20 protein-coding genes are annotated in these 19,198 nt (G+C 69.5%); 7 read left to right on the plus strand and 13 right to left on the minus strand.

The window, feature by feature from the left end:
- The 5 genes from QZW52_RS06240 to QZW52_RS06260 form a co-directional block, all read right to left on the minus strand.
- Nucleotides 1-1,439: Hsp70 family protein (locus tag QZW52_RS06240; protein ID WP_293996413.1), on the minus strand; the 1,439-nt coding region annotated here is incomplete at its 3' end.
- A complete protein-coding gene (locus QZW52_RS06245; RefSeq protein WP_434738284.1) occupies nt 1,439-3,241 on the minus strand; it encodes an Hsp70 family protein in 1,803 nt (600 codons plus the stop codon). The genes QZW52_RS06245 and QZW52_RS06240, both read right to left, overlap by 1 nt.
- A 68-nt stretch (nt 3,242-3,309) precedes the next feature.
- Complete coding sequence (locus QZW52_RS06250; protein WP_293996417.1) at nt 3,310-3,885, minus strand: DUF2760 domain-containing protein; 576 nt, start codon at nt 3,883-3,885, stop codon at nt 3,310-3,312.
- A 76-nt stretch (nt 3,886-3,961) separates the two neighbouring features.
- The gene (locus QZW52_RS06255) at nt 3,962-4,180 is read right to left on the minus strand and encodes a hypothetical protein (RefSeq protein WP_293996419.1); all 219 of its coding nucleotides are present in this window, start codon (nt 4,178-4,180) and stop codon (nt 3,962-3,964) included.
- Nucleotides 4,181-4,294: 114 nt separating this feature from the next.
- The gene (locus tag QZW52_RS06260) at nt 4,295-4,894 is read right to left on the minus strand and encodes an IMPACT family protein (protein ID WP_293996421.1); all 600 of its coding nucleotides are present in this window, start codon (nt 4,892-4,894) and stop codon (nt 4,295-4,297) included.
- A 90-nt stretch (nt 4,895-4,984) separates the two neighbouring features.
- Here QZW52_RS06260 and QZW52_RS06265 point away from each other — a divergent pair, with 90 nt between their 5' ends.
- A complete protein-coding gene (locus QZW52_RS06265) occupies nt 4,985-5,596 on the plus strand; it encodes a GNAT family N-acetyltransferase (protein ID WP_293996423.1) in 612 nt (203 codons plus the stop codon).
- Between the two features lie 93 nt (nt 5,597-5,689).
- On the plus strand, nt 5,690-7,945 hold the full coding sequence (locus tag QZW52_RS06270) for a hypothetical protein (protein ID WP_293996425.1): 2,256 nt from the start codon (nt 5,690-5,692) through the stop codon (nt 7,943-7,945).
- A 21-nt stretch (nt 7,946-7,966) separates the two neighbouring features.
- On the opposite strand, the gene QZW52_RS06275 is transcribed toward QZW52_RS06270, so the two are convergent.
- On the minus strand, nt 7,967-8,980 hold the full coding sequence (locus tag QZW52_RS06275; protein WP_293996427.1) for a M14 family metallopeptidase: 1,014 nt from the start codon (nt 8,978-8,980) through the stop codon (nt 7,967-7,969).
- 176 nt (nt 8,981-9,156) lie between these two features.
- Here QZW52_RS06275 and ltnD point away from each other — a divergent pair, with 176 nt between their 5' ends.
- From ltnD to QZW52_RS06300, 5 genes are all read left to right on the plus strand, one after another.
- Nucleotides 9,157-10,095, plus strand: a complete 939-nt coding sequence (gene ltnD, locus QZW52_RS06280; RefSeq protein WP_293996494.1) for an L-threonate dehydrogenase — start codon at nt 9,157-9,159, stop codon at nt 10,093-10,095.
- Nucleotides 10,096-10,103: 8 nt separating this feature from the next.
- Nucleotides 10,104-11,423 (plus strand): 3-oxo-tetronate kinase, encoded by a 1,320-nt coding sequence (otnK, locus tag QZW52_RS06285; protein ID WP_293996429.1) that lies wholly within the window; start codon nt 10,104-10,106, stop codon nt 11,421-11,423.
- Nucleotides 11,424-11,547: 124 nt separating this feature from the next.
- The gene (locus tag QZW52_RS06290) at nt 11,548-12,213 is read left to right on the plus strand and encodes a DUF433 domain-containing protein (protein ID WP_293996431.1); all 666 of its coding nucleotides are present in this window, start codon (nt 11,548-11,550) and stop codon (nt 12,211-12,213) included.
- Nucleotides 12,210-12,623, plus strand: coding sequence for a DUF5615 family PIN-like protein (locus QZW52_RS06295; protein ID WP_293996433.1), 414 nt, complete (start codon nt 12,210-12,212; stop codon nt 12,621-12,623). Before QZW52_RS06290 ends, QZW52_RS06295 begins: the two co-directional genes overlap by 4 nt.
- Nucleotides 12,624-12,812: 189 nt before the next feature.
- Complete coding sequence (locus tag QZW52_RS06300; RefSeq protein ID WP_293996435.1) at nt 12,813-13,415, plus strand: hypothetical protein; 603 nt, start codon at nt 12,813-12,815, stop codon at nt 13,413-13,415.
- A 243-nt stretch (nt 13,416-13,658) separates the two neighbouring features.
- On the opposite strand, the gene QZW52_RS06305 is transcribed toward QZW52_RS06300, so the two are convergent.
- Genes QZW52_RS06305 through QZW52_RS06335 form a run of 7 tightly spaced genes read right to left on the minus strand, consistent with a single transcriptional unit; the run spans nt 13,659 to nt 19,196 of the window.
- Entirely contained in the window at nt 13,659-14,642 is a 984-nt protein-coding gene (locus QZW52_RS06305) for a tripartite tricarboxylate transporter substrate binding protein (protein WP_293996437.1), read from the minus strand.
- Nucleotides 14,633-15,358 (minus strand): TapB family protein, encoded by a 726-nt coding sequence (locus QZW52_RS06310; protein ID WP_293996439.1) that lies wholly within the window; start codon nt 15,356-15,358, stop codon nt 14,633-14,635. Before QZW52_RS06310 ends, QZW52_RS06305 begins: the two co-directional genes overlap by 10 nt.
- A 1-nt stretch (nt 15,359) precedes the next feature.
- Nucleotides 15,360-15,854, minus strand: coding sequence for a hypothetical protein (locus tag QZW52_RS06315; RefSeq protein WP_293996441.1), 495 nt, complete (start codon nt 15,852-15,854; stop codon nt 15,360-15,362).
- Nucleotides 15,855-15,871: 17 nt separating this feature from the next.
- Nucleotides 15,872-16,492, minus strand: coding sequence for a hypothetical protein (locus QZW52_RS06320; protein ID WP_293996443.1), 621 nt, complete (start codon nt 16,490-16,492; stop codon nt 15,872-15,874).
- A gap of 3 nt (nt 16,493-16,495) precedes the next feature.
- On the minus strand, nt 16,496-17,197 hold the full coding sequence (locus QZW52_RS06325) for a MotA/TolQ/ExbB proton channel family protein (protein WP_293996445.1): 702 nt from the start codon (nt 17,195-17,197) through the stop codon (nt 16,496-16,498).
- Nucleotides 17,194-18,030 (minus strand): ABC transporter permease, encoded by an 837-nt coding sequence (locus QZW52_RS06330; RefSeq protein WP_293996447.1) that lies wholly within the window; start codon nt 18,028-18,030, stop codon nt 17,194-17,196. Before QZW52_RS06330 ends, QZW52_RS06325 begins: the two co-directional genes overlap by 4 nt.
- Complete coding sequence (locus QZW52_RS06335) at nt 18,027-19,196, minus strand: type 1 periplasmic-binding domain-containing protein (RefSeq protein WP_293996449.1); 1,170 nt, start codon at nt 19,194-19,196, stop codon at nt 18,027-18,029. The genes QZW52_RS06330 and QZW52_RS06335 overlap by 4 nt, the downstream gene beginning before the upstream one ends.
- Nucleotides 19,197-19,198: the final 2 nt, after the last annotated feature.

The raw sequence follows: 19,198 nt of genomic DNA on the forward strand, positions 1-19,198 counted from the left end.
CGCACGGGCTGGCCCAGGCGCAAGGTGAAGGTGCGCTCGGCCAGCGCCAGCACATGGCCCGGCTCGCTGCCCCGCGGCAACAGGCAGACGGCCTGCACCGCTTCGGATCCTTCGTCCAGCAGCAGGTAGACGCTGCGCGCCGCCCCACCACCGATGCGCGGCGCCCGCCCTTGCCGCGACAGCGCGTGCGCAACGGCGCCGCGGGCCACCGCCACATCCGGGTTGTCGCTGTGCAGCAGCCTCGGGGCTTCACCGCCGCGCCAATCGGCCAGCGTCTGCAACAACCGCTCCGCCAGTGCGTCGGCGCGGAACACGCCGCCGTTGAGCAACACGGCGTCCGGCAGCGGCTCGCCAGGGGCCAGATGCTGCTGCAGAAAACTGGCGAGCTGGCGCGTGATGGCCGCGTCGCTCGCATACGGCAGGCCGAATTCCACCAGCCCGCCCCGCGCCCGCCGCGCCGTCTCGTGCAGCCCGGCGCGCGGAAAGAAGCCATCGACCAGCAGCGCCCGCACCTCGTCGCGCCCCAGCACCACCGATTGCGCCTGCCCGATCAGCCGGGAACCGCCGCCCAGCAGCGTCACCGTCACCTGCTCGGGCGCGTCGGCAGCGAGCAACTGCTCCTTGGCGGCCCGGCAGCGACCGAGGAGCTGTGACAGCCGGCCGCTCGACAGTGGCGCCCCGTTCAAGCGGCGCTCGACGAGGTGCGCGAGCGCCAGATCCATGTTGTCGCCGCCTAGCATCAAGTGCTGGCCGACGGCCGTGCGGCGCAGGGTCGGCGCGTCGATGAGCGAAAAGTCGGTCGTCCCGCCGCCCACGTCGCACACCAGCACGCACCGCACGCCGCCCAGCGCCGTGGCCAGCGTCTCGCGGTGGCGGAACAGCCAGTCGTGGAACGCGGCTTGCGGCTCCTCCACCAGCGTCAGCGTGGGCAGACCGGCCAGCCGCGCCGCCTGCAGCGTGAGCGCCCGCGCCGCCTCGTCGAAGGACGCGGGCACGGTGAGCACGACGGTCTGGGCTTCGAGCGGGGCGTCGGGGTGGGCGTGGTTCCAGGCGGCGCGGACGTGGGCGAGGTAGGACGCGCTGGCCTCGACGGGCGACACCTTGCCGACGCTGTCGTCCGCGCCCCAGGGGAGGATGGGCGCGAGGCGGTCGGCGCCGGGGTGCGAGAGCCAGCTCTTGGCGCTGCTGACGAGGCGGCCGGGCACCTGCGCGCCGAGCTGGCGGGCGTGGTGGCCGACGAAGGGGTCGGCGTCGTCAGGGTGGTAGCGGACCGAGGGCAGCAGCGGGCGGGCGGACCACTCGCCGGGGCCGGTCCACTGGGGGATGTCGAACAGGGTGATCTCGCCAGCCCCTGCGCCGCCGCCCGCGCGGGCGCTGGCGACCACGGTGTGGGTGGTGCCGAGGTCGATGCCGACGAGGAACGGCCCGGCGCCCGCCATCACGCGGCCGAAGACTGGCCGCGCATGTCGAATTCGACCTTCCACCGCTCGGTGCCGCCGAGGGGGACGGCGGCGAGTTCGAGCGTGCCGGCTTCGGTGACGCCCGCGTGCAGGGTCACGGCGACGACCTCGCCCGGCGTGCGGCCCTGGGCGGGGAGCGTGGCCTGGATGTCGCCGATGTCGTGGAGTTCGTCGGGGGACCAGAGGTCGAGCAGCGTGCCGGCCACGTCCTGTCGGCGCACCGACGAGCCGAGGAAGCGGAATTGCACCGGCGCACCGACCACCAGCCCGAACGGCTGCGCGTCGAGCGCGACATCGCTGCCCTCCTCCATGCCGAAGGGCGCCACGCACAGCGCCTGCATCGGGGCGTCGAATCCGGGCACTGCCGGCATCGACGACTCGATCGCGACGTAGTACGCCTGCGCCGTTCCGCCCCGGATCCGCACGCCGCGTCCGCGCCGCACATGGCCGTAATACGCTGCGCCTCGGGCCACCGCCAGATCCAGGTCGGCGCCGTCGAGCGGGCGCGCTGCGGGAGCACCGGCTTCGGCGAGCCAGGCGTTGAGCGTGTCCAGCGTGCGCTGCGCCAGCGGCCCGGCGCGGAAGACGCCGCCGTTGAACAGCACGGCGGTCGGGTGCAGGAAGGTGGCGTCCTCGGGCTGGCGGGCGGCGAGTCCGTCCACATCGGCCAGCGCGCCGACCTGCCGGGCGAGGAAGGCGGCGAGGTGGCGGGTGATGGCGGCGTCCTGCGCATACGGCAGGCCAAGCTGCGTCAGGCCGATGCGCGGTTTCTGCACCGGGCGCGCCGACGACGGCACCTGCGGGAAGAAGCCTTCGAGGATGAGCGCGCTGACCTCGGCGCGGGTCAGCTCGGTGCGGATCGAGCCACCGATCAGCTTCGAGCCGCGGCTGGGCACGACCAGCGGCTGCGTCGGGGCGTCCAGGTCCGACAGCAGCACTTCCTTGGCCGCGCGGCAGGCGTGGGTCAGTGCCCGCATCTGCCACGGATCGAGCGTCTTGCCGTCGGCCGCCAGCTTGCGCGCCACGGTGTGCGCCAGCGCGAGGTCCATGTTGTCGCCGCCGAGCAGGATGTGGTCGCCGACGGCGATGCGGGTGAGTTCGAGGTTGCCCTCGCGCTCCAGCACGGCCATCAGCGAGAAGTCGCTCGTGCCGCCGCCGACATCCACCACCAGGATCACGTCGCCCGGCTTCACCGCCTTGCGCCATGCCCCCTGGCTGGTCTGGAGCCAGCTATAGAGTGCCGACTGCGGCTCCTCCAGCAGCGTGACGGCGCCGTACCCCGCGGCGCGCGCAGCCTCGGCGGTCAGCTCGCGGGCGGCAGGGTCGAAGGACGCGGGGATCGTCACCGTGACGGCCTGCTGGTCGAAGGGCGCGTCGGGATGGGCGTGGTCCCAGGCGTCGCGCAGGTGGGCAAGGTAGCGCCGCGAGGCGTCCAGCGGCGACACGCGGGCGATTTCGGCCGGCGCGTCGTGGGGCAGGATGGCGCCGCGGCGGTCCACGCCGGGGTGGCACAACCAGCTTTTCGCGCTGGAGACGAGGCGGATCGGCGTCGTCGCGCCGCGCTGGCGGGCCATCGTGCCGACCGAGCCGCCCTGCTCTTCGCCCCACGGCAGGCTCAGGTCGCCGGCTGCCAGCTCGTCCGGGTGCGGCAGGTAGAGGAAGGACGGCAGCAGCCCGCGGGACTCGACCATGCCCGGCGCCGTCACCTGCGGGATGGACAGGATGCCGTGCGTGGTGTGGTCGGCGTCGCCGCTGTCATGGTCGCGGTCGCTGGCGTGCAGATCGACCCAGGCGAGCGCGCAGTGGGTCGTGCCCAGGTCGATGCCCAGGCTGTAGCGGGGACCGGCGCTCACAGCTCGACCTCGGCCTGCGCGACGATGGCGGCATCGTGGTGTTCGGCGAGCTGCGGCAGGCGCACCTCGGTGACGCGCCAGCCGCGGTGGCTGAGCGTGCCGGTGAACGGGGCCTGGCCGACGACGTTGCCAGTCAGGCGCACGGCGGCGGCATCGAAGCCGGCGGGCAGCGTGAGGCGGCGGCCTTCTTCTTCAGTGCGGACAGGGGCGAGGGTGAAATGCGCTTGCAACACCTTGCGGCAGCCTTCGTGGACGAGACGGGCAGCGGCGCCGACATCCGCGTCGGCGTGGCCAGCGAGGTCTTCCTGCACGAAGTCGATCAGGCGGGCCTCGCGCTGGAGCAGGCCGAGCAGTTGCAACGCGGCGTCGGGGGTGGCTTCCTTCAGGGTGATGGTCTGAGGAGCTTGCACGGGAGCTGGAGCTGGAGCCGGTGCGGAGGCGGTCTGGTCCGGGGCGCGGTCAGCGGCCAGATAACGCTGCGCCAGCTCGCGACTGAACAGCACGCCGAATGCCATCGACAGACGCTGGAAGAACGCGGGCGGCGGGCGGGAAGAAGAACGGGGAGTGGGCATCGGGCAACTCGGGATAGACAACGGCGTCGCGGCCGATTCTATCGAGGCGGGTTCCCGGAGCGGTCTTCAACGCCCCTCAGCGACCGTTGGCGCGCCGCTCCGCACCGAGGCACGACGGCGCACACACCAGCGTCTGCCGACCCAGGATGGCCTTGCTGTGCAGCAGATCGCGCGCACGGACCTTGCCACACACCGAGCAGGTCCACAGCGTCGGATCGAACTCCGCCGAGGCGGCACCAGCGACCGCGGGCGGGTCTCGGCGCTGCAAGGCGTCTTTCCAGGCTAGATTTGGCATGTGCATCTCCCTCAGCGGCAGATTGTTAGTGATTTATTTCACTGTTTATACATTCTTGTGCCCAAATGTACCACCGGGCACCTATCGGTACCATTCCAACAACATCAGGCAACATCAAACAACATCCATCATGTCCAGCCAGCCAATGCGGCCCTGGGTGGCGTCACCGAGCCGGGCGATGCAGCGGGCCGCGTCGGTGTCGGGGATGCGGAAGGCCAGCGTGACCAGGCTGGCGTGACCGACCTCGCCCAGCACCGCGCCCAGCGTGACCAGCTCGCGCCGCACCAGCCCCTCCAGCGCATACGGCACGGTGCAGCACAGCACGCTGGAGCGCCGCAGCGGCACCTTCTGCGCACCCAGCAGCGCCTGGGCCACCGTGTCCGTGTACGCCCGCACCAGGCCCCCGGCACCCAGCTTCACACCACCGAAATAGCGCACCACCGTCGCCAGCACGCCCTCCAGATCCTGGTGGCGCAGCACCTCCAGCATCGGCCGCCCGGCGGTGCCTCCTGGCTCGCCGTCATCGACCGCCGCCGACTGCCCGCCCGCCATCAGCGCCCAGCAGACGTGACGTGCCCCGGGGTGCGCCTGCCACAGGGCCGCGACCACCGCCTGTGCAGCCGCACGGTCGGCCACCGGCTGCACGCAGCCAATGAAACGGCTCTTCTTGAGGATGCATTCACTGTGGACAGGGGCGGCGAGCGTGCTGGGCATGGGTAGCGATCGATGAAACTGCGAAACTGACTGACTCGTTAGCATCCTGCCCGGTTCAGACGGGTTCCACTGATGCCAGAATTTTCTTCTTTGCCACCCCTCACCTGCCTGACCACCCCGCACTCCGCGCACCTGCTGGCGGAACAACTCACCATCGGGCCGGCCGGGATGCGCGACTGGCACAGCATCAGCGTGCTGGTGGCCCGCAACTTCCCCCTGGTGCGCGAGGCGAGCCTGGGCCACTGGCTGTGCCACCAGTTGCCGTATTTCCGGGTGGCGCGGCTGGGTGGTCACCAGGTCGTCGGCATCTTGCATGCACAACCCCGGCAGGACACCGGCACGCTGTGGATCAACCTGCTGGCGGTCGAGGAACATCTGCGCCACCACGGCATCGCGCACCACCTGGTGGCACACGCCGAGTCCGTCTGCCGCGACTGGCAGTGCCAGCGGATCGGACTGCAGTGCGCGACCACGAACGTCGCGGCGCTGCACCTGTACGCCTGCCACGGCTACGGCCTGCTGTCCGAATCGACGACCGAGCTGGGCGTGCGCGTCGTCGGCCACGTCAAGATCCTCCCCGCCACGGATGCCCCGCACAGTTGCCCACGCCCCACCGTCCGCCTCGACGCCCGCCCGCTGCGGCGGCTCTATCGGCTGTGCTACGTGCTGGGCTACCGGCACCGTTCCCCCGTGCCGCGCTGACCGATACCGCAGGGCCGGGCGGTGGCCCGAGGGCTTTGTTGTGTAATCTTTCCCTTGACGGGCCGGATGGCGAACAAAGGCAGGGGGTCTTGGATGTCGGGTGTGCAGGGGCAAGGACAAGGGCAGGACACGGGGCGAAGGCGGCGCATCGCCGAAGTGATCGGCGCAGCACTGGAGGCGATCACCCGGTTCAAGGCCGCGGACCTCAAGGAGCTGCTCCCCGATCAGGCGTCGGCGGCCGAGCTGGTCGTGACCACCCGCCAGCGCATCGAGCTGGACATCGACACCGTGGCGCACCCCGGTCGCTTGCCCCCCGGCACCCTCGTCCTGACCGACGCTGCGGCCGTCGTGTCCGAACTGCAGCAGCGTCTGGCCACGGCCGAAGCCCTCACCGCCACCCGCATCCAGCAATGGGCCACCGAGGAGCCCGGCCGCTACCGGCGCCTGCTGCCCGCGGGCCGCGGGCTCAGTGCCGGGCTGGAGGGGCTGGAGGAGATGGTCGGCGCCGAGTGGGCCTGCACCCTCTGCGCCCAGCGTGGCCGCCTCGCGTGTACCGGCTGCGCGGGCCGGGGCGCACAGGTTTGCCCGGACTGCCAGGGCCAGCGGCGCGGCGCCTGTCGGCAATGCCGGGGACTCGGGCGTCTGGCGTGTGGTGCATGCGGCGGCCGTGGGCAGGACCAGGCCACGCAGGCGCCCTGTGCCGCCTGTAGCCAGGGGTGGCTGGGCTGCACGGCCTGCGACGGCCAGGGCGAACAGGACTGCGCCCGCTGCGCGGCCACTGGACAAGTGACGTGCCCGGACTGCGCAGGCCAGCAATGGCACGCCTGCCCCGAGTGCGCCGCCACCGGCTGGCGCCACCAGCGGGGTTGCGTCCGCGAACGTCTGGAAATCGAGGACCGGCTGGACATCCACCACCCCGACGCCGCCATCGCCGAGGCCATCGCGTCACGGCTGACCGAGGTGACCACACTGCTGGACACCTGCACGCTCGAACAGGTCCGCTACACCACTGCACCGCTCGCCGTGCAGGCGGTGCAGCGCCTGAAGCTGCCGGTGTGGCAGGCCCAGTTGCTCGTGGCGGGCCAGCCGATGCGCTTCACCGCGCTGGGCCCTGCACTGGAGATCCTCGACCACCAGCACGTCGCCGCGCTCCTGCTCGCACACGACCTCAGCACCCTGGAGAAGAACGCCGCGGGCAGCGGGCGTCACCTGGGCGACGCGCTGCAACGCTTCCTGCAATCGCCGCTGAACCGCGAGATCGCCGCCCGCACCCCGCCGGCCGAGATCGACCGCCGCCATCCCGGCATGGCCGACACGGCTTACCAGGCGCGTGCGCTGGCCGCGGCGCAGCGGGCGATCGAGCGGCTGTGGCTGCAACGCGCCTGGCGTCCGCGCTTGTTGTGCCTGGCCGGGATCGGTGGGGTGGCGGCCCTGGCGGTGGCGGTGGGCAGTCCTCGGATCGGGCTGTGGACGGGTGCGGCGCTGGCACTGGCGCTGGGCGTGGTTGCCTGGGTCGTGGCCGACTGGCAGATGCGGCGCCAACTGGCCAACGCCCTGCGGATCCCCGACGGCGACCGCCTGCTGCGCCCGCTGCGGCACGCGGCAGCGGTGCGGCGCTGGCAGGCGGTGTCGCTGGCCGCCGCCGCGGTGGTGGCGCTGACCAGTGCGGGGGCCATGACCCGGCTGCCGCATGTCCGCCAGCACACGGCCCAAGCCCAGGCCACCGCGGTCCTGGCGCCGCAACTCGATGCCTGGCTGGTCAGCGAAGGCAAGGACTTCCGCCTGCGCCGCTACCCCGATGCCGCCGCCCTGGCGCAAGCCGCCGGGCAAGCCAGCGCCGACCCGCGCGCCCGGCTGGTGCGCGCGTGGCAGGTGCTGCTGGGCACGGACGGCGTGGCCGCTGATCCACGGGCGGCCGAGCCGTTGCTGGAGGGACTGCCGGCGCAACTGGAGCGGCTGGAGCGCGGATCGGCACTGCACAGTGCGGCCGTGATCGGCCAGGCGCGGGCCACGCTGGAGCTGCACGGCCGCTCGGCCGCAGCACTCCAGACGGCCGCCACGGCGCTCGACGCGCTGCCCGCCCCGCCGATGCCCGAGGCGCTCTACACGCTCGCGCTGGTCCAGCTCACGCCGGTGTTCGCCGCGCGCGTGGGCGGGTTGCAGACGGGATTGACCACCTTGCAGCAGGCGGCAGACCTCGGCCACGCCAGCGCCTGCTACGCGCTGGGCCGGCGGTTGGCCAGCGGGACGGGGCTGCGCCGGGATCTGGCGGGCGCGCGCCGCTACCTGGGCTATGCCGAGGCCAAGGGGGTGCCGGGTGCGGCGCAAGCCTTGGCGGCGCTGCGCTGAACACGCGGAGCCGGTCTGCGTTCAGAGACGCCGCGCACTGGCCCGCGCCAGATAGAACCACTCCTGCCCGACCTGCGCCCGCGGATTGGGGAACACGATCCAGCCATCGGTCTCGGCCACCACCGGGCGCCCGCCGTCGCGGTAGCCCAGCACCTCGCCCGCACGGACCGGGTCGAAGCTCGCCCACTCGCGGCTGAAATGGTCCCCCGCGTGCGCGCAGTCGATCACGTCGAACAGGCACATCACCGTGTGCAACACAGGCGCCACCGCCCCTGCGCCCGCGGCCTCTGTGTCCGCTGCCTCCTGCGGCACCTCCGCGACCATGCCCAGCAACCGCAAGGTCCGCAGCACCGCCCGCCGCGCCACCGCGGGCGCCTGCGGGTCGTCGTGCTGTCCACATTCGAGCGTGACGCCGTAGCCACCGCAGGCCCGCATGTACTCGGTCGTCCCGACGCCGAACTGCGGATCGGGTGCGGCCTGTGCCGTGGTGACAGGATGCGCCCGGCGCCGGGCAACCCCGTGGGCATAGGTTTCAAGCCAGCCTTCGACCACCAGCCGCGGCCCGAGTGCGGCCGCCAGCGCCGTCTCGGCCTCGGCGTGGGCGAAGGGTTCGAGCGCGCCCTGGTTGTCGTGTGGCCCGACCATCACGAACGGGGCGCCGGCGGTGTGGAAGGAGTGCAGGTCCAGCAGCACCTCGTGCGCCTGCAGCAACGGACAGAGCACGCGGGCGATCCGGTCCTCGAAGTCCTGCGGAATGGCGGGCGGCACGAGCTTGCGGTTGAGGTTGCGCTCGCCTTCGCGGGCGTGGCGGGCGTAGGCCAGCGGATTGGCGATCGGCACCAGGGTGAGCTGGCCACGCAGCAAGGTCAGCCGGCCCTGGTCCAGGGCCTCGATCAAGCCCTGCAGGGCCTGTGTGCCGCAAGTCTCGTTGCCATGCACAGCCCCCAGCACGATCAGCCGCGGGCCAGGATTCAAGCCCAGGTACTGGTGGACGCGCAGATGGGTCGGGTGGGCAAAGGCAGTGGAGCGGACCATGGCTGGAGCATAGCTGCGGCACCCCTGCGCAGCAGCTCCACGTCTTCCCGGAGAAACCCCCACCTGCCCGGCATCCGGGACCGACGGCGGTTATATTGCCTGCCGGTTCAATCATCACACCAAAGCCTCCGACAGCGTTGCAGGCGAAGGCAAAGGAGTTCACCGTGCATCCACCCATTCCCCTCCCCGCGACCGACACGACCGACACGACCGACACGACCGACGCGATTGGCGTGATCGGCCTGGGCGCCATGGGCCGCGGCATGGCCAGCTCGCTGCGCCGTGCGGGCTACCGCGTCCACGTCTGCGATGTCCGGCCCGAGGCGGCGCAAGCCTTCGCCGAGGAAGGCGGCGTGGCCTGCGCGCATCCGGCCGAAGTCGCGGCGCACTGCGGGGTCATCGTCAGCGTGGTCGTCAACGCCGCGCAGACCGAGGCGGTGCTGTTCGGCGAACACGGCGCTGCGGCGGCGATGGCGCCAGGCAGTGTCTTCGTCATGTGCTCGACCGTGGACCCGAACTGGTCCGTCGCGCTGGAGTCGCGGCTGGCGGCGCTGGGCGTGGGGTACCTGGACGCGCCGATCTCCGGTGGCGCCGCCAAGGCGGCATCGGGCCAGATGACGATGATGACCGCCGGCTCGCCCGACGCCTATGCCAAGGTGGGCGGTGCGCTCGACGCGATGGCGGCCAAGGTCTACAAGCTCGGCGACCGGGCGGGCAACGGCAGCAAGGTGAAGATCATCAACCAGTTGCTCGCCGGGGTTCACATCGCGGCGGCGGCGGAGGCGATGGCGCTCGGCCTGCGCGAAGGGGTGGACGCGGCGGCGCTGTACGAGGTGATCACGCACAGCGCGGGCAACTCCTGGATGTTCGAGAACCGGATGGCGCATGTGCTCGCCGCCGACTACACGCCGCTGTCGGCGGTGGACATCTTCGTGAAGGATCTCGGCCTCGTGCTCGACACGGCGCGGGCGACCAAGTTCCCGCTGCCGCTGTCGGCGACGGCGCACCAGATGTTCATGCAGGCGTCCACGGCCGGGTTCGGGCGCGAGGACGACTCGGCCGTGATCAAGATCTTCCCCGGCATCACGCTGCCGCAAGCCGAGCCGACGCCATGACCACGTCCATGCACCGCCGCCCCCTGCTCGGTTGCATCGCCGACGACTTCACCGGCGCCACCGACCTCGCCAACAACCTCGTGCGCAGCGGCATGCGCACGGTGCAGACCATCGGCGTGCCGGCGGATGCCGACGCGCTGGTGAACGCCGACGCGATCGTGGTCGCGCTGAAATCGCGCACCATTCCCGCGGACGAGGCGGTCGTGCAGTCGCTGGCCGCACTGCGCTGGCTGCAGGCGCAGGGGGTGGCGCAGGTGTATTTCAAATACTGCTCCACCTTCGACTCGACGCCGGCGGGCAACATCGGCCCGGTGACGGACGCCCTGCTCGACGCGCTGCACGGCCCCGGCCAGGGCTTCACCATCGCCTGCCCCGCCTTCCCGGACAACCAGCGCACGGTGTTCAAGGGCCACCTGTTCGTCGGCGACGTGCTGCTGTCGGACAGCGGCATGCGCCACCACCCGCTGACGCCGATGACCGATGCCAACCTCGTGCGCGTGCTGCAGGCGCAGACGCGGCGGCGGGTCGGGCTGGTCGAGCAGGCGGTCGTGGCACGAGGTGCCGAGGCCATCGCGCAGCGGTTCCGTGACTTGCAGGCCGAGGGCGTGGGCATCGCGGTGGTGGACGCGGTGGGCAATGCCGACCTGCTGCGCATCGGGTTGGCGCTGGCCGGGATGCCGCTGGTGACGGCGGGTTCGGGCATCGCCATCGGCCTGCCGCAGAACTGGCAGACCCCGGGCGAGGCCGCGGACCAACTGCCGCCCGCCACCGGGCGCCAGGCGGTGGTGTCCGGCAGTTGCTCGGTGGCGACGAATGCGCAGGTGCAGCATTTCCGGGCGCAAGGCGGGCCGGCGTTCGCGGTGAACCCGCTCGACATCGCCGCCGGGGTCGATGTGGTCGGGCAGGCGCTGGACTGGGCCGCGCCGCTGCTGGCGCAAGGGTCAGGGCCGGTGCTGGTCCATGCCACAGCGCAAGCGGAGTCCGTCCGCGCGGTGCAGGCGCAGCTCGGGGTGGCCGAAGCTGGCGCGCTGGTGGAACACACGCTGTCGCGCATCGCGGCGGGCCTCGTGCAAGCCGGCGTGCGGCAACTGGTCGTCGCGGGCGGGGAAACATCCGGCGCGGTCGTGCAGGCGCTGGGGGTCACGCAGATGGCGATCGGGCCGCAGATCGATCCGGGGGTGCCGTGGACGGCGGTGCAGTCGCCGCTGTGTCCGGGGGAGGCGGTGCATGTGGCGCTGAAGTCGGGGAACTTCGGGAGCACGGATTTTTTCGCCAAGGCATTTGCGCGGCTTTGTGCGGTTGCAGGTTCGGAGAAGCAGCCGACCTGATGCACCGTCGGCCGTGCAACAGCCGCACAGGGTCGCGCAGAACAAGACAAGATGAAGTCGCGGCGCAATCCCTATACGTCCAAGCGGCTGTCAACTACACTTCCGATCATTCGGAGGAATTGAAATGTCGCTGACAGCTTCCTATGTACCGACGGCCGAAGCCGCCTTCATCGCCGGGTTGAACGACCGGCAGATGCACCGGGTCATGGACGAGCATCTGGTGCCGTCCGCACTGCTTGGACAGGACGGCTCGACGCGGCTGTTCGCCCGGCTGGGAGCGGCATTCGCCCGCTTCTACTACGACACCGAGGGTGTGCTGGTCGCCAGTGCGCGGCGACAGGTGCTGGAAGAACTGACGCTGCGGGTGGCGCATCTGCCCGATCCCGCCGAGGTGATGGCGTTGCACAGTCTGCCCCGTGACGTGAGCTGGCGCGTGTTCCGCACGGGGGTGGACATTGATGTCGGGCCGTTCGTCGCTCAGGCGTTCGTGCGGGCGCGGGAGGTGGACGACGCCGATGCGCTGGTATCGGTCGATCCGGAGGTCATGGGTGGGGCGCCCTGCTTCACCGGGACGCGGGTGCCGATCGACACCGTGCTGGCGTCGCTGGACCGCGGCGTCGACAAGGCGGAGTTGCGCGAGTCGTTCCGGTTCCTGACTGACACGCATCTGAGCGCGGCGCGGGTCTATGCCGCCGTGCATCCGCGTCGGGGTCGGCCGCGTCCGTTGGGTGAAATGAATCCGCAGATGAAGCCGCTGTCTTCTCGGGTCGTGAGGCCAGCGCAGACATGACTTGCAAGCTGTTGATCGACGAGTGTCTGTCGCCAGCACTCGTCGGACTTGCTGTGGCTGCGGGACATGTCGAATCGAGTTGCGTCCGCGATCTGGGGTGGTCAGGCACCAAGGATTGGAAACTGGTGCGGCTGGTGGTCGAACATGACTACACGCTGGTGACGCACAACTCGGTCGATTTCCGGGGTGGAGGCCCTGGCAAGCTGGGCGGGCATCACGCGCAGCAGCCGATCCACGCGGGGCTGGTCTGCCTGAATTCGGTCCATGTCATGGATCTGGCGCGACAGCGGGATCTGTTCGGGATTGCGCTGGAGGAACTGGCGGTGCGGACGGATCTGGTCAATCAGGCGCTGGAAGTCTTCGAGGAGGAAGATGGGGCGGTCGTGGTTGAACGCTACGAAATTCCATGAGACCGATTCGCAAAATCGTGAATTTATTCACATACAAAGCCAAAGTGCAAAACCATCCTTTGTCGCCTTGGGTCTGCGCTAATGAACAAGCTGGGCTCGGCAGCGACTCAAACCGTAGCAAGTCAGGGAAAGACACCCGAATTCCGTCTTCCCAATATTTCTTCAATCTGGCTCTAGCAGGATCAATCCATGGGATTTTTTGATTTTATTAGTGACGCAGTGAGTGGCGCCCTCGACATAGTTGGCGATGTTGCAAACGGCGCGGCTGATATTGCCGGTGACGTTGTCGGCTTCGCTGGCGACGCAGTAGGAGGCGCATTCAACATTGCTAGCGATGCCGCAGTTGGTGCCGTAGATATAGTTTCTGACGTTGCAAGCGGTGCAGCAGGCATTGCTGGAGGCGTTGCCAGTTTTACTGGCGAACTCGTGGGTGATGTCGCGAGTGGCGCAATCGATTTGATGAGTGATGCCGTAGATGCTGTTGTAGAAAATCCAGGAAAGACGCTGCTTATAGCAGCGGGAACGGTCGCTACCGGCGGATTGGCATTGGCAACGGCACCAACAATTGCCGCTGTGGCTGGCAGTGCAGGGCTGCTTGGGGCAGCCAGCACAGGAACAGCAATCAGCACTTTGTCAGGTGCAGCCCTTGCAAACGCATCCTTGGCTGCGCTAGGGGGCGGGGCAGTGGCGGCCGGTGGCGGCGGCATGGCCGTCGGAACGGTTGTTGTAACAAGTGCTGGTGCCATCGTTGGTGCCGGGGTTTCGGGCGGCATCGCCAAAGCGACAAGTTAAGCAGATAAATATTGAAGCCGAATTACCATTAGTGATCGGTCTTTTTACATCAAAAATACAGCAGTCGCTAACTCAACAACCACCAGCTAAAGCTGGTGGGATGAGGCTCAGGCCCGCCGACTGAAAGTCAGCGAATCCAGGGCCTGAGCCAAACACAGCACAAACAAAATTCAAAAATCAGTCTCACAGCTAAAGCTGACCGGCTAAAGCCGGTGGTTTAAACATTGTGATTGAAAATAAAAATCACCCGCCCTTATTCAACCCCATCCGCTCCACCACCCGCTTCTCCCCCGCAAACCCCTCCTTGAGACTGCGCCCATAGTCCTCGGCATCGAGATACGCCAGCTCCTGGTCGTATTTCGCCAGCTCCGCCACATGCGCCGGATCGTTCATCGCCACCTTGAACGCCTCGTGCAGCACCGCCACCACCCCCGCCGGCATCCCCCGCGGCCCGACCAGCCCGTAAGGCGACGTGGCGACGATCCCGTGCCCGAGTTCCTTCAGCGTCGGCACCGCCGGCCAGCGTTTCGTGCGCTGCTCGCCGAACGTCACCAGCAGCCGCAGCCGCCCCGAATCCACGAACGGCGCGAACCCGTTGGAGTTGATGCCCACCATCACCTGCCCCGACGACACCGCCAGCATCTGCTCGGACGTGCCCTTGTACGGCACATGCACATAGCTCAACCCCCGCTTGGCGCACAGCTCGTCGAACACCACATGCGGCGTCGTGCCCACCCCGTTGGTCGAGACCGTCAGCTCGCCCGGATGCGCCTTCGCCCACGCGAACACATCGTCCAGCGACTTCAGCGCACTGCCGCCGGGCACCACCACGCCGAAGGTCACGCCCGAAATCTGCAGGATCGGCGTCGTATCACGGATCGGATCCCACAGCACCTTCTGCAGATGCGGCGCCCGGAGCACGGGCTGGGGCAACTGGGCAATGGTGTAGCCGTCGGGCGCGGCCTGCTGCAGGATCGGCATCACCAGCGTGCCGCCCGCCCCGGCGCGGTTGTCCACGATCACCCGCTGCCCCAGTTGCCGCCCCGCCAGCTCGGCCAATAAGCGCATCGTCACGTCGGTGGCGCCCCCCGCCGGCCACGGCACCCACAGCGTGATCGGCCGCGCCGGAAACCGCTCGGCCGCCTGCGCCATCACCGGCGCAGCCAGCGCCCCGCACACGCCAGCCGCCAGCGTCCCGAGGGCGTGGCGGCGGTTCATCAATGCCATGACATCAGTTCCATCTTCATCGTTCCGCCCATCAGAAAGGTCGAATTGGCCGGCTCGCTGCGCTCCACGCGGACGAGGCCGACCCCAGGGCAATACCACTCCAGCGTCGTCAGCGGCATGTCCTGCCAGCCCTTGACAGGATCGGAAAACAGTTTCAGCTTCGCCTCGCCTTGCACCTTGACGCAGCCGTCGAACGCGCCTGCGGGCGTCTCGACCTTCTGGTTCAGCGCCACGACCGTGTACACCATCGGCACCGAGGGATGGCTGTGGCGGATCTCGGGCGGGAAGTCGGCGCGGCGGCGCAGCAGGTAGGTCGTGGTCGAGGCCGGCCAGCCCGTGCCGACGGCGATCGGCGCCTTGAGCACGTAGCGCGGCTTCGGATCGAGGTTCGGCGCGTCCTCCACGTCCATCTTGGTGGCGACGCGGTAGATGCCGGTCGCGTCGGCGCGCAGCCAGTAGTCGATGCCCGAGTCGCTGCGCCGCCGGAAGGCTGCGCCGGAGTCGAGCGTGCTGTCGCGGCCAACGTTGGTCAGGACCACCGTCTCGCGCTCGCTGGTGTTGTTCTCCCACTCGCTGGTGAGGCGGTAGGTCCAGCTTCGGCCCTGGTCGAGCGGGAACAGCGACGTGCCGGGCGGCTCGCTGCACGCGGTCAACAGCGACACCACCGCCAGACCGAGTGGGGCAAGAACAAAGGCGGCGCGCATCACGTTGGCCACGTCACTTCTCCGGCAACTGCGGCGCGGGCAGGTCGCGGATCTTCACGTTCTGCTCGTCCGAACCTGGCCGCAGCCAGTTCAGCCCGCGCTTGCCGGCCTTCGGCTCGGCGGTGCCCATCTGGGTCACCCCTTGGCGGGCTTTCTTGATGCCTTCGCTCAGCAGGGCGTGCAAGTCCTTCGCATAGGGAAGCTGGTAGGCCCGCGGCGCCTTGCCCGGCTTGCCGTTTTCCAGCGCCTGCACCCAGACGTAGAGCGCCCCGGCCGATTTGGTCGTCGGCTCCTCGAACACCGCCGCCAGCAGCACGAACCGCTCCGGCAGCGGATCGGTGCTCGGCCAGCCCCACATCTGATGCACCGCCTCGTCGGCCCAGAAATAGAACACGCACACGCCCGCCACCAGCAGCCCCTTGAGCCACACCGGCCAGCGTGACCACAGCAGCGCCAGCACCGCCAGCATCGCCAGCACCACACAGCCCAATACCACCGCGAGTGTCATGTCTCGTCGCTCCTGTCTTACATCCGCTGCACCAGCGTGCGCGGCAAGGTGTTGACGCTGCCCACGCTGCCATCGGGCAACAGCGTGAAGCGCACCAGCGTCGCCTCGTCGCCCTTGCGCGCGATCGTGGCCTGTCCGTAATAGGCGATCTCAGCCCGCGGATTCACCTTCAGCACCGACACCGTGACGTTCACCGGCTGCCCGTCCTTGGTGTCGTAGTAGTGCGCGTTCACCGTGTACTCGCCGGGGGCGATGCCGCGCAGCGTCACGACTTCCTGGTTGATCGGGTTGATGATCTTCTGGCCGTTGACGACGATGGTGTCGTTCGACAGGCCCCGGTCGTCGCGGTCGAGGTGCATCATCCCGGCCTCGCGGGCGCGGAACCAGACGAGGTTGCCGCCGGGGTCTTGCACCCAGGTGTCGATGTCGTTGGGGTTCATGTCCGGCCACGACACGGTGATGATGTACTCGGCCTTGGCGGGGATGTCGCCGGTCTTGAGCGCCTTCGGGTTCATCGCCAGCAGCGCGATGATGAAACAGAAGACAAACGCGATCAGCATGTTGAACAGCATGTCGTAGAACGGATCGACCTCGGCCTCCCGTCCCCCCGACCGCCCCCGACCGCTGCGCGTGGCCATGCGTCAGTCCCTGCGGCCGGCGTCGCGGCCGATGGTCAGGCCGGCCCGCTGGCAGTCGCTGACCAGCGCGTCGGCGTAGCGGTCCAGCCGCGTCAGTTGCAGCCCCAGCACGATGTTGCCCACCAAACCCACCATCGTCGTCAGCAGCGCCACGCCCAGCCCCGAGGTCAGGCTGCGCAGCAAGTCCTGCGACTGCGCGGCGTCGAAGCTCTGCATCTGGCCGATCTGGATCGCCAGGATCGAGAAGCCGATCACCTTGCCCAGCAGCCCGAGCTTGAGCTGGATGCCGTTGACCCACCACGCGGTGTGGTGCGGGCCTTGCGCCTGGTCCATCAGCAGGTCGAGCGGTGCGCCCGCATCACGCGGCGCGGCGGCCAGCGCGGACCAGTAGTCGGCCGCCCAGCCCTCGACGCCCACCAGACCTTCGTGGCGCGTGGACATGGCCTGCACCATCAGCCGCCGCTGGCGCTCCAGCTCCCGCGAGCGACCGCCGCACCACAGCGTCGAGACGACGAACACCGCGATGATCACCAGCGTCAGGCCGGTCGGGTCGGAACTCAGCAGCAGGTGCCAGACCCCGCGCGTGCCGAGCAACCACGTCGCGAAGACCAGCAGACCGCCGAGCGTGAGCCATTCGAGCAGCAGCGGCTCGTTGACCTCGCCCTGCCCGCCCGCGCTGCGCCACAGCCGCGTCAATGCCTTCATGCCGGACCTCCACCGCCACCGCCGCCCCGTTTGGTCAAGGCGCCAAACCCCCGCTGCGGGTCATAGCCCCAGCTCGCCAGCGCGAAACACAGCGCCAGCGTCCCCAGCACGATCCACGGCGACATCCCCGCGTCCTTGCCGTACATCGCGAAACGCATCCACTCGACCGCGTGCGTGAACGGGTTGAAGCGGGCGATCTGGTAGACCCAGCCGGCGCCGGACTCCTCCAGCTTCCACAGCGGGTACAGCGCCGTGGACATGAAGTACATCGGGAAGATCACGAAGTTCATCGTGCCGGCGAAGTTTTCGAGCTGCTTGATGTGGACGCTCAGCAGCAGCCCCAGCGCCCCCAGCATCAGCGACGCGCACACCGCCGCGAACAGCAGGTGCGGCGTCTGCGGCCCGATCAGCGGCAGCTCGGTGCCGATCGCCCAGGCGATCACGACGAAGGCCAGCGCCTGCGCCAGCGACAGCACGGCGGTGGCGGTGAGCTTCGAGAACAAGATCCACGGGCGCGGCAGCGGCGCCGTCAGCAGCAGGCGCATCAAGCCCATCTCGCGGTCGTAGACCATCGCCAAGCTGGACTGCATGCCGTTGAACAGCAGCACCATGCCGATCAGGCCGGGCGCGATGTACACGTCATACGGGATGTAGGTGTCATACGGCTCGGCGATCGCCAGCCCGAACACGTTGCGGAACCCGGCCGCGAACACCGCCAGCCACAGCAGCGGCCGCACCAGCGCCGACACCAGCCGCCCGGTCTGGCGCGAGAACTTGGCGATCTCGCGCCAGACGATGGCGCGCATCGCTTGCAGGGCGTGGCCGAGGTTCATGGACGGGCCGCCTTGCAGAGTTTTTCAGGGGCATCGCTGCCGAGGGTGTCGAGGTTGTTCTTGGGATGCAGCACGCCTTCGACCGGCGCCATCGCCACGACGCCCTGCCCGTCCGTCAACAGCATCGGCTGGCGCAACTGGCCGTCCCACGCCCGGAAGCCCATCGGCGTGCCCTTGGAGCCGTCGAAGTCGAGTTCGGTCAGCGCCTTGGCGAACGCCGAGGCCGGGCCTTTGGGGACTTCGGTGGCCGCGGTGACGAGGGCCTTGCCCGCCATCCACGCGGCCCAGTCGTGCGCGGTCATCGGGCGGCCGGTCGCCTTGGTGAAACGCCGCGAGACCTGCGGTGCGCCGAAGCGTTCGAACTGCGCTGACCACGCCAGCGCCGTCAATCCCGCATCGCCGACCACCGGGCGCGGCAGGCTGGTCCGGTACGGCAGCGTGCGGGCGAACTCGCCGTCGCTGTCCACCACCCACACCACGTCGTAAGCCGCATTGCCCGCCGTGCCCGTCAGCAGCTTCAGGTTCGCCAGATCGCGCTCGCGCGGATCGGCCGAGAGCTTGAACGGCTTGGCGGCGACGAGCTTCAGGCCGTAACGCTTGATCGACGCCTGGGCGGTCGCGCTGCGCTGCGCGTCGAGCGGCGTCGGGCCGGTCAGCAGCAGCACTTGCCCCCAGCGCGTCGCCGCCAAGGTCTGCGCCAAGGCGTCGGTGCGCATCCGCTCGCTGGGCAGCAGGTGCAGCAGGCGCGGGCGGCAATCCTGTTCCCGCAGCCGGTCGCTGGCATCGCCGAGGTTGAGCACCGGCAGCTTGATGGCATCCGCCGCCGCCAGCATCCAGTCGCCGGGCAAGTCGGACAGCACCACCGCCGCCCCGCCTTTCTCTGCCTTCAGCGCCGCGTCCTTCGCCGCCGCCGCGTTCGCCACCGGCACCGTCTCCAGCGTCAACGCCGCGCCGGCCGCTTCCAGCTCGAACTTCGCCTCCTTCAGCGCGACCTGCAGGCCATCCGCCGCCGGGCCACCCGGATGGCCGAGGTAGGCGCGTTCGGTGCGGCTGCGCTCCAGGCGGGGGTCGTCGGCGGGGACGAGCAGGGTCAGCTTGAATGTCGCCGCCTGCGCCACGCCGACAGCAACACCGGCCAGCAGCACGGCGAAGACCGAGCGTTGCATGC

This window comes from Sphaerotilus sp., from assembly GCF_013299175.1.
Taxonomy (GTDB): Bacteria; Pseudomonadota; Gammaproteobacteria; order Burkholderiales; family Burkholderiaceae_C; genus Sphaerotilus.

Bases quoted from the DNA above. Each gene is read 5' to 3' on its own strand.
- QZW52_RS06255 (WP_293996419.1), bottom strand. From the start codon at position 4,180: ATGCCAAATCTAGCCTGGAAAGACGCCTTGCAGCGCCGAGACCCGCCC.
- QZW52_RS06275 (WP_293996427.1), bottom strand. From the start codon at position 8,980: ATGGTCCGCTCCACTGCCTTTGCCCACCCGACCCATCTGCGCGTCCAC.
- otnK (WP_293996429.1), top strand. From the start codon at position 10,104: ATGCACCGCCGCCCCCTGCTCGGTTGCATCGCCGACGACTTCACCGGC.
- QZW52_RS06260 (WP_293996421.1), bottom strand. From the start codon at position 4,894: ATGCCCAGCACGCTCGCCGCCCCTGTCCACAGTGAATGCATCCTCAAG.
- QZW52_RS06315 (WP_293996441.1), bottom strand. From the start codon at position 15,854: ATGACACTCGCGGTGGTATTGGGCTGTGTGGTGCTGGCGATGCTGGCG.
- QZW52_RS06295 (WP_293996433.1), top strand. From the start codon at position 12,210: ATGACTTGCAAGCTGTTGATCGACGAGTGTCTGTCGCCAGCACTCGTC.
- QZW52_RS06270 (WP_293996425.1), top strand. From the start codon at position 5,690: ATGTCGGGTGTGCAGGGGCAAGGACAAGGGCAGGACACGGGGCGAAGG.
- QZW52_RS06250 (WP_293996417.1), bottom strand. From the start codon at position 3,885: ATGCCCACTCCCCGTTCTTCTTCCCGCCCGCCGCCCGCGTTCTTCCAG.
- QZW52_RS06325 (WP_293996445.1), bottom strand. From the start codon at position 17,197: ATGAAGGCATTGACGCGGCTGTGGCGCAGCGCGGGCGGGCAGGGCGAG.
- QZW52_RS06300 (WP_293996435.1), top strand. From the start codon at position 12,813: ATGGGATTTTTTGATTTTATTAGTGACGCAGTGAGTGGCGCCCTCGAC.
- QZW52_RS06320 (WP_293996443.1), bottom strand. From the start codon at position 16,492: ATGGCCACGCGCAGCGGTCGGGGGCGGTCGGGGGGACGGGAGGCCGAG.
- QZW52_RS06330 (WP_293996447.1), bottom strand. From the start codon at position 18,030: ATGAACCTCGGCCACGCCCTGCAAGCGATGCGCGCCATCGTCTGGCGC.
- QZW52_RS06335 (WP_293996449.1), bottom strand. From the start codon at position 19,196: ATGCAACGCTCGGTCTTCGCCGTGCTGCTGGCCGGTGTTGCTGTCGGC.
- QZW52_RS06305 (WP_293996437.1), bottom strand. From the start codon at position 14,642: ATGGCATTGATGAACCGCCGCCACGCCCTCGGGACGCTGGCGGCTGGC.
- QZW52_RS06290 (WP_293996431.1), top strand. From the start codon at position 11,548: ATGTCGCTGACAGCTTCCTATGTACCGACGGCCGAAGCCGCCTTCATC.